Below are 13,421 nucleotides of genomic sequence, written 5' to 3'. Positions count from 1 at the left end.
AGGCTCTTCGTGAAGGCCGCTCCCATACAGCCGCCTCGAGGGAGGTCCAGTTCAGTGACCAGCCAGGTCAGCAGTCCAGCGGAGCAGGCCGACGGAGCCGTCGTAGGAGAGCAGCGCAGGGCGGCCGGGACGAAGGACGTCCGCCGTCTGGACCGGGTGATCATCCGGTTCGCGGGGGACTCCGGCGACGGTATGCAGCTCACCGGTGACCGTTTCACCTCGGAGACGGCGGCCTTCGGCAACGACCTGTCGACCCTGCCGAACTTCCCGGCCGAGATCCGCGCCCCCGCGGGCACCCTGCCGGGCGTGTCCTCCTTCCAGCTGCACTTCGCCGACCACGACATCCTCACCCCCGGCGACGCGCCGAACGTGCTGGTCGCGATGAACCCGGCCGCGCTGAAGGCGAACATCGGCGATCTGCCGCGCGGCGCGGAGATCATCGTCAACACCGACGAGTTCACCAAGCGCGCGATGGCGAAGGTCGGCTACGATGCCTCCCCGCTGGAGGACGGCTCGCTGGACGGCTACAGCCTGCACCCGGTGCCGCTGACCACGCTGACGGTGGAGGCGCTGAAGGACTTCGACCTGTCCCGCAAGGAGGCCGAGCGCAGCAAGAACATGTTCGCGCTGGGCCTGCTGAGCTGGATGTACCACCGGCCCACCGAGGGCACCGAGAAGTTCCTGAGGACGAAGTTCGCCAAGAAGCCGGACATCGCGGCCGCCAACATCGCCGCCTTCCGCGCGGGCTGGAACTTCGGCGAGACGACGGAGGACTTCGCGGTCTCCTACGAGGTCGCCCCGGCCGCCAAGGCCTTCCCCGTCGGCACCTACCGGAACATCTCCGGGAACCTGGCCCTGGCCTACGGCCTGGTCGCCGCCTCCCGGCAGGCGGACCTGCCGCTGTTCCTGGGCTCGTACCCGATCACCCCGGCCTCGGACATCCTGCACGAGCTGAGCCGGCACAAGAACTTCGGCGTGCGGACCTTCCAGGCCGAGGACGAGATCGCCGGCATCGGTGCGGCGCTCGGGGCCGCCTTCGGCGGTTCGCTCGCCGTCACCACGACCTCCGGCCCGGGCGTGGCCCTGAAGTCGGAGACCATCGGGCTCGCGGTCTCCCTGGAGCTGCCGCTGCTGATCGTCGACATCCAGCGCGGCGGGCCGTCCACCGGCCTGCCGACCAAGACCGAGCAGGCCGACCTGCTGCAGGCGATGTACGGCCGCAACGGCGAGGCCCCGGTCCCGGTGGTCGCCCCCCGCACCCCGGCCGACTGCTTCGACGCCGCCCTGGACGCGGCCCGCATCGCGCTGACGTACCGCACGCCCGTCTTCCTGCTCTCCGACGGCTACCTGGCCAACGGCTCCGAGCCGTGGCGCATCCCCGAGCCGGACGAGCTGCCGGACCTCACCGTGCGGTTCGCGCAGGGGCCCAACCACACCCTGGCCGACGGCACAGAGGTGTTCTGGCCGTACAAGCGGGACGCGAAGACGCTGGCCCGCCCGTGGGCGATCCCGGGCACGCCGGGCCTGGAGCACCGCATCGGCGGCATCGAGAAGCAGGACGGCACGGGCAACATCTCCTACGACCCCGCCAACCACGACTTCATGGTCCGCACCCGGCAGGCCAAGGTCGACGGCATCGAGGTCCCGGACGTGGAGGTCGACGACCCGGACGGCGCGAACACCCTCGTTCTGGGCTGGGGCTCGACCTACGGCCCGATCACCGCGGCCGTACGCCGGCTGCGCGCGGCCGGGGAGGCCGTCGCGCAGGCCCATCTGCGCCACCTCAACCCGTTCCCGAAGAACCTCGGCGCGGTCCTGGAACGTTACGACAAGGTGGTGATCCCCGAGATGAACCTCGGGCAGCTCGCCGCTCTGGTGCGGGCGAAGTACCTGGTGGACGCGGACTCGTACAACCAGGTCAACGGAATGCCGTTCAAGGCCGAACAGCTCGCCACGGCTCTGAAGGAGGCCATCGATGGCTGAGACGTCCACGGAAGGCAGGAGCACGGTCGAGGCGCTCTCCCTGGTGCCGAAGGCCGAGGCCAGGCAGTCCATGAAGGACTTCAAGTCCGACCAGGAAGTGCGCTGGTGCCCCGGCTGTGGCGACTACGCGATCCTGGCGGCCGTCCAGGGCTTCATGCCGGAGCTGGGACTGGCCAGGGAGAACATCGTCTTCGTCTCCGGCATCGGCTGTTCCTCCCGCTTCCCGTACTACATGAACACCTACGGGATGCACTCCATCCACGGCCGCGCCCCCGCCATCGCCACCGGCCTGGCGACCTCGCGGCGCGACCTGAGCGTGTGGGTGGTGACCGGTGACGGCGACGCGCTGTCGATCGGCGGCAACCACCTGATCCACGCCCTGCGCCGCAACGTCAACCTCAAGATCCTGCTGTTCAACAACCGGATCTACGGCCTGACCAAGGGTCAGTACTCCCCGACCTCCGAGGTCGGCAAGATCACCAAGTCGACGCCGATGGGCTCGCTGGACGCGCCCTTCAACCCGGTGTCGCTGGCGATCGGCGCGGAGGCGTCCTTCGTGGCGCGGACGATCGACTCCGACCGCAAGCACCTGACCGAGGTGCTGCGCCAGGCCGCCGCCCACCCGGGCACCGCGCTGATCGAGATCTACCAGAACTGCAACATCTTCAACGACGGTGCCTTCGACGCCCTCAAGGACCGCCAGCAGGCCCAGGAGGCCCTGATCCGCCTGGAGCACGGGCAGCCGATCCGCTTCGGCGAGGACGGTGCGCGCGGTGTCGTACGGGACGCGGCCACCGGCGATCTGAAGATCGTCGACGTCACCCCGGCCAACGAGTCCGACATCCTCGTCCACGACGCCCACGCGACCTCGCCGACCACGGCCTTCGCGCTGTCCCGGCTGGCCGACCCGGACACCCTGCACCACACGCCGATCGGTGTGCTCCGCTCCGTCGACCGCCCGGTGTACGACACCCTGATGGCCGACCAGCTGGACACGGCGATCGAGCAGCGCGGCAAGGGCGACCTGGCGGCGCTGCTGGCCGGCGGGGACACCTGGACGGTCGTCGGCTGAGTACGCCGGCTCCTGCCGAGTACGCCGGGCACCCCCGCCTGTCATGACCGTCCTGCGGTACGGGTATGACAGGCGGGGGTGTCCGGCGTTACCTTCTTCTGTGGCGCGCGCACGCGGGCAGAGCATGAAGGAGGGATCGCTTGAGCGAGAAGCCGAGGGCTGAACGGCGCACAGGACTGCTGAACGGCATAGCCGCCTACGGGATGTGGGGCATCGTCCCCATCTACTGGACTCTGCTCAAGCCCGCCGGCGCGGTGGAGATCCTCGCCCAGCGCATGGTGTGGTCCCTCGCCTTCGTCGCCGTCGCGCTGCTCGTCGTACGCCGCTGGGCCTGGGCCGGCGAACTGCTGCGGCAGCCGCGCAGGCTGGGCCTCGTCGTGGTCGCCGCCGCGGTGATCACCGTCAACTGGGGCGTCTACATCTGGTCCGTGAACAGCGGGCACGTCGTCGAGGCCTCCCTCGGCTACTTCATCAACCCGCTGGTCACCATCGCGATGGGCGTGCTGCTCCTCAAGGAGCGGCTGCGGCCCGTGCAGTGGACGGCGGTCGGCATCGGCGCCGCCGCCGTCGTGGTGCTGACCATCGGCTACGGCCGCCCGCCGTGGATCTCCCTGTGCCTGGCCTTCTCCTTCGCCACCTACGGTCTGGTGAAGAAGAAGGTCAACCTCGGCGGCGTCGAGTCGCTGGCCGCCGAGACCGCCGTCCAGTTCCTGCCCGCCCTCGCCTACCTGCTGTGGCTGGGCGCCCAGGGCCGCTCCACCTTCGCCACCGAGGGCGCCGGGCACACCGCCCTGCTCGCCTCCACGGGCATCGTCACCGCGCTGCCGATGGTCTGTTTCGGCGCGGCCGCGATACGGGTGCCGCTGTCCACACTGGGCCTGCTGCAGTACATGGCCCCGCTCTTCCAGTTCCTGCTGGGCATCGTCTACTTCCACGAGTCCATGCCCGCCGAGCGCTGGGCCGGATTCGCCCTGGTCTGGCTGGCCCTGACCCTCCTGACCTGGGACGGCCTGCGCACGGCCCGACGGGCGGCACTGCTCAGGGCCCGGATCGGGGCTCCCCGGGCGGCGGCGGTGGCGAAGGCGGATCCGGTGGAGGCGTAGACGGCAGGCCCGCCGCCGGTAACGGTGTGAGCACCCCGGAGCGGGCACGGGCGCCCGGCCACCCGTTGTTGTCAATGGTTCCTGGCACACGGGCCGGCCGCTGTTCCGGCGGATGCCGGAAGCCGGAGGGCAACGAGTTCTGCGTGGCCCGGCCGGCCGGATCGGCTCGGTGGAGCGTGACATGTCCGCGCCCCGCTACCCTTGCGGGCACGCCGCCCTGACGATCATGGCGGTCGGCTTCGCAAGCGACACCGGTACCCGCTCGACGTACCCGAGTACATGCGTTCAGGGGCCGGTTGGGAGGGGGTCCCATGACAGAGAAACCACCTGTGCCCGCCAAACCGCCCGAGCGGTCCCGGCCGACGGAGCGCATACCCGAAGTGCCTGAGGGAGAGGCGGAGGGCAGGGCGCGCGCGGCGACGGACACGCGGTCCGGCGAAGCCCCCGGCTCCGTGTACGCGGGCACCCACACCCACGAACTCTGGTTCACCGACCTGCCCCGTGAACCGCCCTCCACCGTGGACACCCCCGTCCTCTGGTCGGCGCTCGCCACCGGCGTGCTCAGCATGGTGCTGCTCAGCCACGGTGTGGGCGTCAATCTGCTGCTCGTCGCCCTGCCGGCCACGCTCACCGCGTACTTCGCCGCGCGCCAGGCGGGCCGGACACAGGCCCGTCCCTGGACGCTCGCCTGGGGCGTCGGAGGGCTCGCCCTCCTGCTGGTTCCGGCGCTGCGCGCCGCCCAGTGGCCTTCTTTCCTCGCCGTGGCCACCGCCATCGGTCTCGCATCGCTCGCCCTCCACGGCTCGCGGACCTGGGCCGGTGTCGCCCTCAGCTCCTTCGGGCTGGTCAACTCGTTGTTCAAGGGCACCGTGTGGGGCTGGCGAGGAGTGCGCGCCCGGGCCGGCAACGCCTCCGGCAACGTGGGTTCCGCGCTGCGGGCCCTTGCCGTGACGGCCGTGCTCCTCCTCGTCTTCGGCGCGCTGTTCGCCGGGGCCGACTCGGCCTTCGCCGACCTGCTGAGCAGACTGGTCCCGGACACGTCCGTCGGCGAAGGCCCCTGGCGGCTGGTGCTGTTCGCCCTCGGGCTCCTCGGTGCCCTCGCGGCGGCACACAGCGCCGCCGCCCCGCTGCGGTGGGACAGCTTCAGGACCACTCCGGGCCGCGCCCGCGGCCGGGGCGAGTGGGCGCTTCCCCTGCTCGTGCTGTGCGCCCTGTTCGCCGTCTTCAACGCCATCCAGCTCGCCGTCCTCTTCGGCGGATACCAGGCCGTCCTGGAGAAGACCGGCCAGACCTACTCCGAGTACGCGCGGCAGGGTTTCTGGCAGCTCCTCCTCGCCACGCTCCTCACCCTCCTGGTCATCGTCCTCGCGCTGCGCTGGGCACCACGCGGCGGGCCCGGTGACCGGACCCTGGTGCGGGGAGTCCTCGGCACCCTCTGCGCACTCACCCTGATCGTGGTCGCTTCGGCGGTACGGCGCATGGACATGTACGTCGAGGCGTACGGGCTGACCCGGCTGCGGATCTCCGTCGTGGCCGTGGAACTGTGGCTCGGCCTGGTCATCCTGCTGATCATGGCCGCCGGAATCTGGGGCGCACGCCGGCTGCCCCGCGCCGTCGCCGCGTCGGCAGCTGCCGGGGTCCTCGCCTTCGGCCTGGCCTCTCCCGACGGTCTGATCGCCGAGAAGAACGTGCGGCGTTACGAGAGGACCCACAGGTTCGACCTGGACTACGCGCGTGACCTCTCGGCGGACGCGGTCCCCGCCCTGGACAGGCTGGAGGAGCCCCTGCGGTCCTGCGTCCTCGGTGCCCTGGCGAAGGAGCTCGGTCCGGCAACGGCGTCCTGGTACGAGACCAGCTGGGGAGATGTCCGCGCCCGGCAGATCCTCGAGGAACGGCCGCCTGCGATGACGGACCCGATGGTCTGCGAAAGCATCGGGGAGAGCTCCGAGTACCGCTGACCGGGGCGTCCCGTTTCCGCCGCGGCGAACGCGTCAGCTCGTAGCCGGGGGCGCCGCGTTGCGGGCTCGTTCGGCCAGGCGGCCCATACGGGCGCGGGCGGAGCGCAGTTGGTCCATGTCGTCGGCGGCGGGGCCGGCCTCGGTGGTGAGTTCGGTCCACAGGCCGATCAGGTCGCGGCCGAGGCGCAGGCCCTGCTCGGGGTCGCGGACCGCGCGCCAGGCGGTGGCCGCGCTCTGGATGTCGCCGTAGGCGGCCTCCGCGTCGCGGTGGCGGCGGTGGATGCGGGCGAGGTCGAGGCAGAGGCGGAGGGAACGGAGCGGGTCGCCCGCCAAGTAGGCGATGTAGGCGGTCAGTTCGCGCAGGCGCAGTACCTCGGGGTGGTCCGGGTCGAGGGTGCCGGAGGTCTGCGCGACGGTGCGTTCCGTCAGCGTCGCCGCCTCGTCGATACGGCCCTCCTTCACGGCCTCGTTGATCCGCGCCAGGGGTTCGGCGAGCAGGACGGCGCCCGTCCCACCGGTCGCGGTCCTGGGGTCCTCGCCGAGCACGGCTTCGGCCACTGCGTCGAAACCGCGGGCGGGGGCGGGCTCGCGGGTCGGTCGAGACATCGGTTCCCTCACTCGGATGAGTGCCATCCGGTCGTACGCGTACGCGTACTGTCGAGTCTCGCCGCCCGCCTGCCCCGCCCACGTCACCGCAACGTCACAGACTCGCACCAGGAACCGGTGGCCCGCGCCGTCACCGGGGCCGGTCCCTACGCGGTGATGTCCTTCGCCGTGAACCGTGCCCAGGCCGCCGAGCCGAACACCGCCGCGTACAGGGTCTGCAGCTGAAGGTTCTTCACCAGGCCGTCCCAGTGGACCGGCTCGCGCATGAGGTCGGCGAAGGACAGCCAGTAGTGGGAGAAGAGATACGGCTGGATCGCGTGGAGCTGGGGGATCTGGTCGAGGATCTGGACGGTGATCAGCAGGCCCACGGTCGTGGCCATCGCCGCGATGCCGCTGTTGGTCAGCGTCGAGACGAACAGGCCGAGGGCGGCGAGGCCGGTCAGGGACGCGGCGACGACGAGGGCGATCAGCAGTGCCCGGCCCAGTCCCTCGGCGAAGCCGATCCGCGTGCCGGAGATGGTCGTCAGGTCGCCGAGCGGGAAGAGCAGCGCGCCCACGGTGAGCGCCGAGACGGCGACCACGAGGGTGGCGACCAGGCAGAACACCATCGTCGTGGCGTACTTGGCCAGCAACAGGCGGGTACGGCCGGCCGGGGCGACCAGCAGATAGCGCAGGGTGCCCGTGTTCGCCTCCCCCGCGATCGCGTCACCCGCGATCACGCCGACGGCCATCGGCAGGAAGAACGGCAGGGTGGCGGCCAGCGCGGTGAAGACCAGGAACAGTCCGTTGTTGGTGATCTGCGCGATGAACGCCGGGCCGTCACCGCCGCCCCCGTGGGCCGGCGACGAGCCGTCCCCCGTCTCGATCCTGACGGCCACCCCGACCAGGACCGGTACGGCGGCCAGCACGCCCAGCAGGGCGAGGGTGCGCCAGCGCCGGAAGGTGGTGGCCAGCTCGCTGCGCAGCAGCCCGAAGGTCCACAGCGGGCTCGGGGTGCGTACGGCGGTCTCAGCCCGCGACATCGAAGCCCTCCCCCGTGAGCGCCACGAACGCGTCCTCCAGCGAGGCCCGTTCGAGCCCGAAGCCACGCACGCGGACGCCCGCCGTCACCAGCGCGGCGTTCACCTCGGCGAGATCACGCTCCGGTGGGTCGCCGGTCACCCGGTCCTCGCCGACGACCAGGTCGCCGACGCCCTGTTCCTTCAGCACCCGGGCCGCCTCCCCGGTGTCCGGCGTGGTCACCACCAGCCGTCCGCGCGCACCGGCGGCCAGCTCGGCCACCGCGCCCTGGGTGACCAGCCGGCCCTGGGTCATGACGGCCGCGTGGGTGCACACCTGCTCGATCTCGTCCAGCAGGTGGGAGGAGAGGAAGACGGTCGTGCCGTCACAGGCCAACTCCCTTATGAGGGAGCGGATCTCGCGCATGCCCTGCGGGTCGAGGCCGTTGGTCGGCTCGTCCAGGACGAGCAGTCTGCGCGGCTGGAGCAGCGCGGCGGCGAGGCCCAGGCGCTGTTTCATGCCCAGGGAGTACGCCTTGGCCTTCTTGCCCGCCGCCGCCGTCAGGCCCACCCGGTCCAGCGCGGCGGCGACCCGGGCACGCCGGGTGCGGGGGTCGGCGGTCGAGTCGGCGGCGTCGTAGCGCAGCAGGTTGTCCCGGCCGGTCAGGTAGCCGTACAGGGCCGGGCCCTCGATGAGCGCGCCGACCCGGGGCAGCACGGCGCGCGAGGAGCGGGGCATGGCGTGCCCCAGCACGCGCGCCGTGCCGGAGGTGGGCTCGATGAGCCCCATCAGCATGCGGATGGTGGTGGTCTTGCCCGAGCCGTTCGGACCGAGGAAGCCGAAGACGCTGCCCGCCGGGACGGTCAGGTCGAGACCGTCGACGGCGAGCTGCCCGCCGCGGTAGCGCTTGGTGAGCCCGCGGGTGCGGATGACGCCGTCATTCCCTTCGTCCATCGGCTCCCTCGTTCCGTCCGTTTCGTCGTGCCGTCGCGTTCTCACCGCGCGCTCTCACCGCGCGGCGTCACCGCCCGGCGTCACCGCCCGGTGTTCGCCGCCTTCACCAGCGCGTCCTTGGTGACGGCACCGACGTAGACCTTGCCGTCGTCCGTCATCAGGGCGTTGATCAGGCGGGTGGAGAAGACCGTGCCCTTGCCGAACGTGCCGGAGACGCGGTCGCCGAGCGAGCCGAGGAAGCCGCTCAGGTCGCCGTTGCCGGAGGACGACGGGATGCCGCCCTCGGCGCCGGAGTCGAACACGGCGATGGAGTTCCAGCCCTTGCCGAGGACCGTCGGGCCGCCGCTCTTCGCGAGGTCCTTCCGCGCCGGGCCGGAGTCCCGGAAGTGCTCACCCGGTCCGGCGTCCTTGCCCCTGTCCTTGCCGGTGCCCTTTCCGGCGTCCTTCTCCTCGGTGATCTTCGCCCCCTTGGGCGGGGTGAAGTCGAACGTGGCGGCGGCCGGCCTGGCGAAGCTGACCTGGGTGAAGCCCACGTCCACGACGGCGGCGCCGCCGCTCGCCGGGGTGAGAGTGAACTTCAGCGGCAGCCCGGTTCTGGCGTCCACCGCGATGCTGATCGCGCCGACCGTGGTGCCGGAGGCGTGCTTCGGCTTGACGACCAGCCGGTAGGCGTCGCGGCCGGCGACCCGCGCGGTGCCGTCGACGATCACCGAGGTGGTGTCGTCGACCGACTTCAGGGCCTGGTCGGCGAAGTCCTTGGGCGTGGCGGGCACGTCGCCCCTGTCGCCCCTGTGCTTCCCGCCGCTGTCGGCCGCCGTGCCGTGGAAGACCTCGTTCGACTCGCTGTCGTAGCCCCAGACGTCCTTGCCGTTGTGGATGAGGCTGTACTCGGCCGCCTTCTCGATCAGCGAGATCTTCTGCCGGTCCGGGCCGTCGGCCGCGACGCGCAGGGTGTGCGTGCCGGAGACCAGTTCGGTCAGCTTGGACGTCGGGTCGGCCGACGAGCCCTCACCACCCTTGCCGACGCCCGGGATCAGGCCGCTCTCCAGGCCGCCGAGGTCGGGCAGGCCCAGGTCGGTGCTGATCTTGACCGTGCCGGACAGCTGCTGGACGTCCGACCGGGCTATTTTCTCCACGAGTTGCTGCGCGGTGATCTTCGGCAGGTCGGGGCTGCCGGAGTCGGCGAGTGCCGGGACGAGCCCGATGGTCACCGCCGTCACCCCCACCACCGCGACCGGGACGACGTAGCGCGCGGCCCTGCGCCGGCCCGAGTGCTTGCCGTCCACCTGCCCGGCGCCCGTGCTGTCGTCGGATTCGTACGGTGCCATGTGTGCCCTACCTCCGTTGTCGGCGGCGGCTGTTCTTCGGCTGTCCTTCGAACTGGGGCAACCCCGAGCCGCCATTCTCACCCAAATCGGTGAGGAGTGGTGTGGTCCGTGGTCTCCATCCGACCAAATCGGCCGCGAGGAAGCGTCAGTCCCCGGAGCCAACTCGTGTACGCCTGCGGTATGACACGAAAAGGGCGGCGCCTCCGCCACCCCGTAGGGGTCGGGGTGGAGAGCGCCACCCGAATGGAGCAGCCCGGCGCGGGCCGCACGGCCTGGAACCGGCCCTAGCCGGCCCGGTGCACCACCGCGTCGCACAGGTCCGTCAGCGCGGTCTTCGCTTCGCACTCGCGCAGCGGAGCCAGCGCGGCCCGTGCCTCCTCGGCGTAGCGCACCGTGTCCCGGCGGGCCTGCTCCAGCGCCGGGTGAGTGCGCAGCGCCGTCAGTGCCTCGGCGTGCCGCGTGTCGTCGCTCAGGTCGGAGTCCAGCAGCTCGCACAGGGCGACGTCCTCGGCCAGCCCCATCCGGGCCACGCGCTCGCGCAGCCGCAGGACCGGCAGCGTGGCGATGCCCTCCCGCAGGTCCGTGCCGGGCGTCTTGCCGGACTCGTGCGAGTCGGAGGCGATGTCCAGGACGTCGTCCGCGAGCTGGAAGGCGACGCCCAGCCGCTCGCCGTACTGCGTCAGCACGTCCACGACCGTCTCGTCGGCGCCGGACATCATCGCGCCGAACCGGCACGACACCGCCACCAGCGACCCGGTCTTGCCGCCCAGCACGTCCAGGTAGTGGTCGACCGGGTCCCGGCCGTCCTGCGGGCCCGCCGTCTCCAGGATCTGCCCGGTGACCAGCCGCTCGAACGCCACGGCCTGCACCCGGACCGCCTCCGGCCCGAGGTCGGCGAGGACCTGCGAGGCCCGGGCGAACAGGAAGTCGCCGGTCAGGACGGCGACGGAGTTGCCCCAGCGGGTGTTCGCGCTGGCCACCCCGCGGCGCACCGCGGCCTCGTCCATCACGTCGTCGTGGTACAGCGTGGCCAGGTGGGTCAGCTCCACGACCACGGCCGACGGCACGATCCCCGGCGCGTACGGGTCGCCGAACTGGGCCGCGAGCATCACCAGCAGCGGACGGAACCGCTTCCCGCCCGCCTTGACGAGGTGCTGAGCGGCCTCCGTGATGAACGGGACCTCGCTCTTGGTGGCTTCGAGCAGGCCTTCCTCGACAGCCGCCATCCCGGCCCGGACATCGGCTTCGAGAGCCTGGTCCCGCACGTTCAGCCCGAACGGCCCGACGACGGTCACGAGGGGTCTCCTGTCTGCTGGTGTCAGCTGGCGGTCACACGGCTTGTCGATAGGTCTCTGCCATCACTCAAGTCAGCGTATCCGGTCAAGTTTCGATCACCGATAGCGCCCACCGATACGGGTCGGGCCTCATCACCCGACGTGACCACCATCACGCGCCTGCCGCACGGCCCATACGGGCACTCACCCACACGGCCCGATTCACCCCTATTGGGGTTTCAATTCCCATTGGCCGCAATTACTCCTCACGCCACCAAACCGTGAATTGGGTCACGTCGACCTCTCTGCCCATCTCCCCCCGGTCGACTTGACCTTTCCTTTGCCTGTACGCCAGTTGAGCCTTGGCGGGCGCAAAGGATCAAGCACCTCATACCCCTCGGATCAAGGTCAATCAGGGCGTTCCCCGCATCCGACCCTTGTTCCGGACATGTGCTCTCGCATACGTTCCCGGCCGACGGGCGGACGCCGAATCCTGCCGCCGCCCGTGAACCCATCGACCAAGTCACTCACGGCAGGAGCGGGGGACCCAGGTAAGTCGCCGGGCCGGGCGTCGTACGTCCTGTGTCGTACGCCGCGCCGGAACGGCTCGGGGTGAAGTCGTGCCCTCAAAGGCACGGCCGGGCACCTCCCCGCCCGAACCCGACAGCTCACCTCGCAGGCGACGGAGAGGAAATTCCCCATGCCTGCAAAGGGTCAGCGCCACCGCTCCCGCACAGCCCGCGCCCTCCGCACCCTCGCCGTCACCGGTACGGGTGTCGCCGTCCTCGCCGTTCCGCTCCTCGGTGCCACCAGCGCGTCCGCGGCGACCCCGGCCGGCGGGGCCACCGTCCGGACGATCACGGGCATCGGCTACCCGAACAACCTCGACGGCTGGATCCGCGCCTCCCTGGAGGTCATGAAGAAGAACGGCATCCCGGGCACCTACAACGGCATCCACCGCAACATCATGCGCGAGTCCTCCGGCAACCCGCGGGCCATCAACCTCTGGGACTCCAACGCGGCCAAGGGCATCCCGTCCAAGGGCCTGCTGCAGGTCATCGACCCGACCTTCAAGGCCTACCACGTCCCGGGCACCTCGTACGACATCTACGACCCGGTCGCGAACATCACCGCCGCCTGCAACTACGCGGCCAAGCGGTACGGCTCGATCGACAACGTCAACGGCCCCTACTGATCAAACAATCGCTCGAGGACGACGGCGATGCCGTCGTCCTCGTTCGACAGCGTGACCTCGTCGGCCACCGCCTTGAGCTCCGGATGGGCGTTGGCCATGGCGACACCCCGGGCGGCCCACTGGAACATGGGGATGTCGTTGGGCATGTCACCGAAGGCGAGGGCGCTCTCGCGGCCCAGCCCCAGGTGTCCTGCGGCCAGCGCCAGCCCGGTCGCCTTGGTGATGCCGCACGGCTGGAGTTCGACGGTCCCCGGGCCCGACATGGTGACCGTGGCCAGGGAGCCCACCACGCTGCGCGCCGCCGCCGTCAACTCGTCGTCGGACAGCACGGGATGGCGCAGCAGCACCTTGCTGATGGGCGTGCGCCACAGGTCGTCGCGCCGGTCGACCCGTACGGCGGGCAGGGTCGGGTGCGGCATGCGGTACCCCGGCTCGATGAGCGTGAGCCCGTCGACGCCGTCCTGGTCGACGGCGGCGTACACCTCGCCCACCTCGGCCTCGATCTTGCCGAGCGCGGTCTCGGCCAGTTCCCGGTCCAGGGTGACCGACCACAGCAGACGGTTCGTGACGGCGTCGTAGACCTGTGCGCCCTGACCGCACACCGCGAGCCCCGTGGCGCCCAGGGCGTCGAGCAGCGGCCGCACCCTCGGCGCCGGCCGTCCGGTCACCACGAGGTGCCGGGCACCGGCGGCCGCCACCCGCGCGAGCGCGGCGAGGGACCGTTCGGACAGGCTGTCGTCGCCGCGCAGCAGCGTTCCGTCCAGGTCAGTGGCGATGAGGGTATATGCGAGGGCAGGGGGCATGATCAGAGAATACGTACCCTCCGCCCCGGCGACTCGACGGGAACCGGACGACGGCGGCGGACACGGCTGTTCCGGCCGCCCTCCCTCAACCCTCCCGTCCGGGCGGGCGCTTCGGTGCCCCGAGCGGGAAACTCCCCGAATTGCCC

The 13,421-nt window shown here is 71.1% G+C and carries 11 protein-coding genes and 1 riboswitch; of the genes, 5 read left to right on the top strand and 6 right to left on the bottom strand.

What is annotated here, in order from left to right:
* Positions 1-54 precede the first annotated feature (54 nt).
* The 4 genes from DEP02_RS00695 to DEP02_RS00680 all read left to right on the top strand — a co-directional run bounded on the left by DEP02_RS00695 (position 55) and on the right by DEP02_RS00680 (position 6,116).
* Positions 55-1,983 (top strand): 2-oxoacid:acceptor oxidoreductase subunit alpha, encoded by a 1,929-nt coding sequence (locus DEP02_RS00695; RefSeq protein ID WP_112465360.1) that lies wholly within the window; start codon positions 55-57, stop codon positions 1,981-1,983.
* Positions 1,976-3,055: a 2-oxoacid:ferredoxin oxidoreductase subunit beta gene (locus DEP02_RS00690; protein WP_112465359.1), complete on the top strand. Its 1,080-nt coding sequence runs from the start codon at positions 1,976-1,978 to the stop codon at positions 3,053-3,055. Before DEP02_RS00695 ends, DEP02_RS00690 begins: the two co-directional genes overlap by 8 nt.
* 140 nt (positions 3,056-3,195) lie before the next feature.
* A complete protein-coding gene (gene rarD, locus DEP02_RS00685) occupies positions 3,196-4,158 on the top strand; it encodes an EamA family transporter RarD (protein WP_112465358.1) in 963 nt (320 codons plus the stop codon).
* A 380-nt stretch (positions 4,159-4,538) separates the two neighbouring features.
* The gene (locus tag DEP02_RS00680; protein WP_438947709.1) at positions 4,539-6,116 is read left to right on the top strand and encodes a DUF4153 domain-containing protein; all 1,578 of its coding nucleotides are present in this window, start codon (positions 4,539-4,541) and stop codon (positions 6,114-6,116) included.
* 33 nt (positions 6,117-6,149) lie between these two features.
* Here DEP02_RS00680 and DEP02_RS00675 read toward each other — a convergent pair whose 3' ends face one another.
* From DEP02_RS00675 to DEP02_RS00655, 5 genes are all read right to left on the bottom strand, one after another.
* Positions 6,150-6,722 carry a hypothetical protein gene (locus DEP02_RS00675; RefSeq protein ID WP_438947708.1) on the bottom strand — a complete coding sequence of 191 codons (573 nt, stop codon included), beginning with the start codon at positions 6,720-6,722 and terminating at the stop codon, positions 6,150-6,152.
* A 146-nt stretch (positions 6,723-6,868) separates the two neighbouring features.
* A complete protein-coding gene (locus DEP02_RS00670; RefSeq protein ID WP_112465356.1) occupies positions 6,869-7,744 on the bottom strand; it encodes an ABC transporter permease in 876 nt (291 codons plus the stop codon).
* The gene (locus DEP02_RS00665; protein ID WP_112465355.1) at positions 7,731-8,675 is read right to left on the bottom strand and encodes an ABC transporter ATP-binding protein; all 945 of its coding nucleotides are present in this window, start codon (positions 8,673-8,675) and stop codon (positions 7,731-7,733) included. Before DEP02_RS00665 ends, DEP02_RS00670 begins: the two co-directional genes overlap by 14 nt.
* 80 nt (positions 8,676-8,755) lie before the next feature.
* A complete protein-coding gene (locus tag DEP02_RS00660) occupies positions 8,756-10,003 on the bottom strand; it encodes a LolA family protein (protein WP_112465354.1) in 1,248 nt (415 codons plus the stop codon).
* Between the two features lie 284 nt (positions 10,004-10,287).
* Entirely contained in the window at positions 10,288-11,298 is a 1,011-nt protein-coding gene (locus DEP02_RS00655; RefSeq protein ID WP_112465353.1) for a polyprenyl synthetase family protein, read from the bottom strand.
* Positions 11,299-11,783: 485 nt separating this feature from the next.
* Positions 11,784-11,974: riboswitch (cyclic di-AMP (ydaO/yuaA leader) on the top strand.
* A gap of 3 nt (positions 11,975-11,977) precedes the next feature.
* Between DEP02_RS00655 and DEP02_RS00650 the strand changes: the two genes are divergently transcribed.
* Entirely contained in the window at positions 11,978-12,472 is a 495-nt protein-coding gene (locus DEP02_RS00650) for a transglycosylase SLT domain-containing protein (protein ID WP_112465352.1), read from the top strand.
* On the opposite strand, the gene DEP02_RS00645 is transcribed toward DEP02_RS00650, so the two are convergent.
* Positions 12,466-13,275 (bottom strand): HAD family hydrolase, encoded by an 810-nt coding sequence (locus DEP02_RS00645; protein ID WP_112465350.1) that lies wholly within the window; start codon positions 13,273-13,275, stop codon positions 12,466-12,468. The two genes, DEP02_RS00650 and DEP02_RS00645, sit on opposite strands and share 7 nt — an antisense overlap.
* Between the last annotated feature and the right edge of the window lie 146 nt (positions 13,276-13,421).

The organism is Streptomyces triticisoli (genome assembly GCF_003270085.1).
GTDB classification, from domain to species: domain Bacteria; phylum Actinomycetota; class Actinomycetes; order Streptomycetales; family Streptomycetaceae; genus Streptomyces; species Streptomyces triticisoli.
Note: the sequence above shows the minus strand (reverse complement) of the source record. Positions and strands in the feature narration are given on the sequence as shown.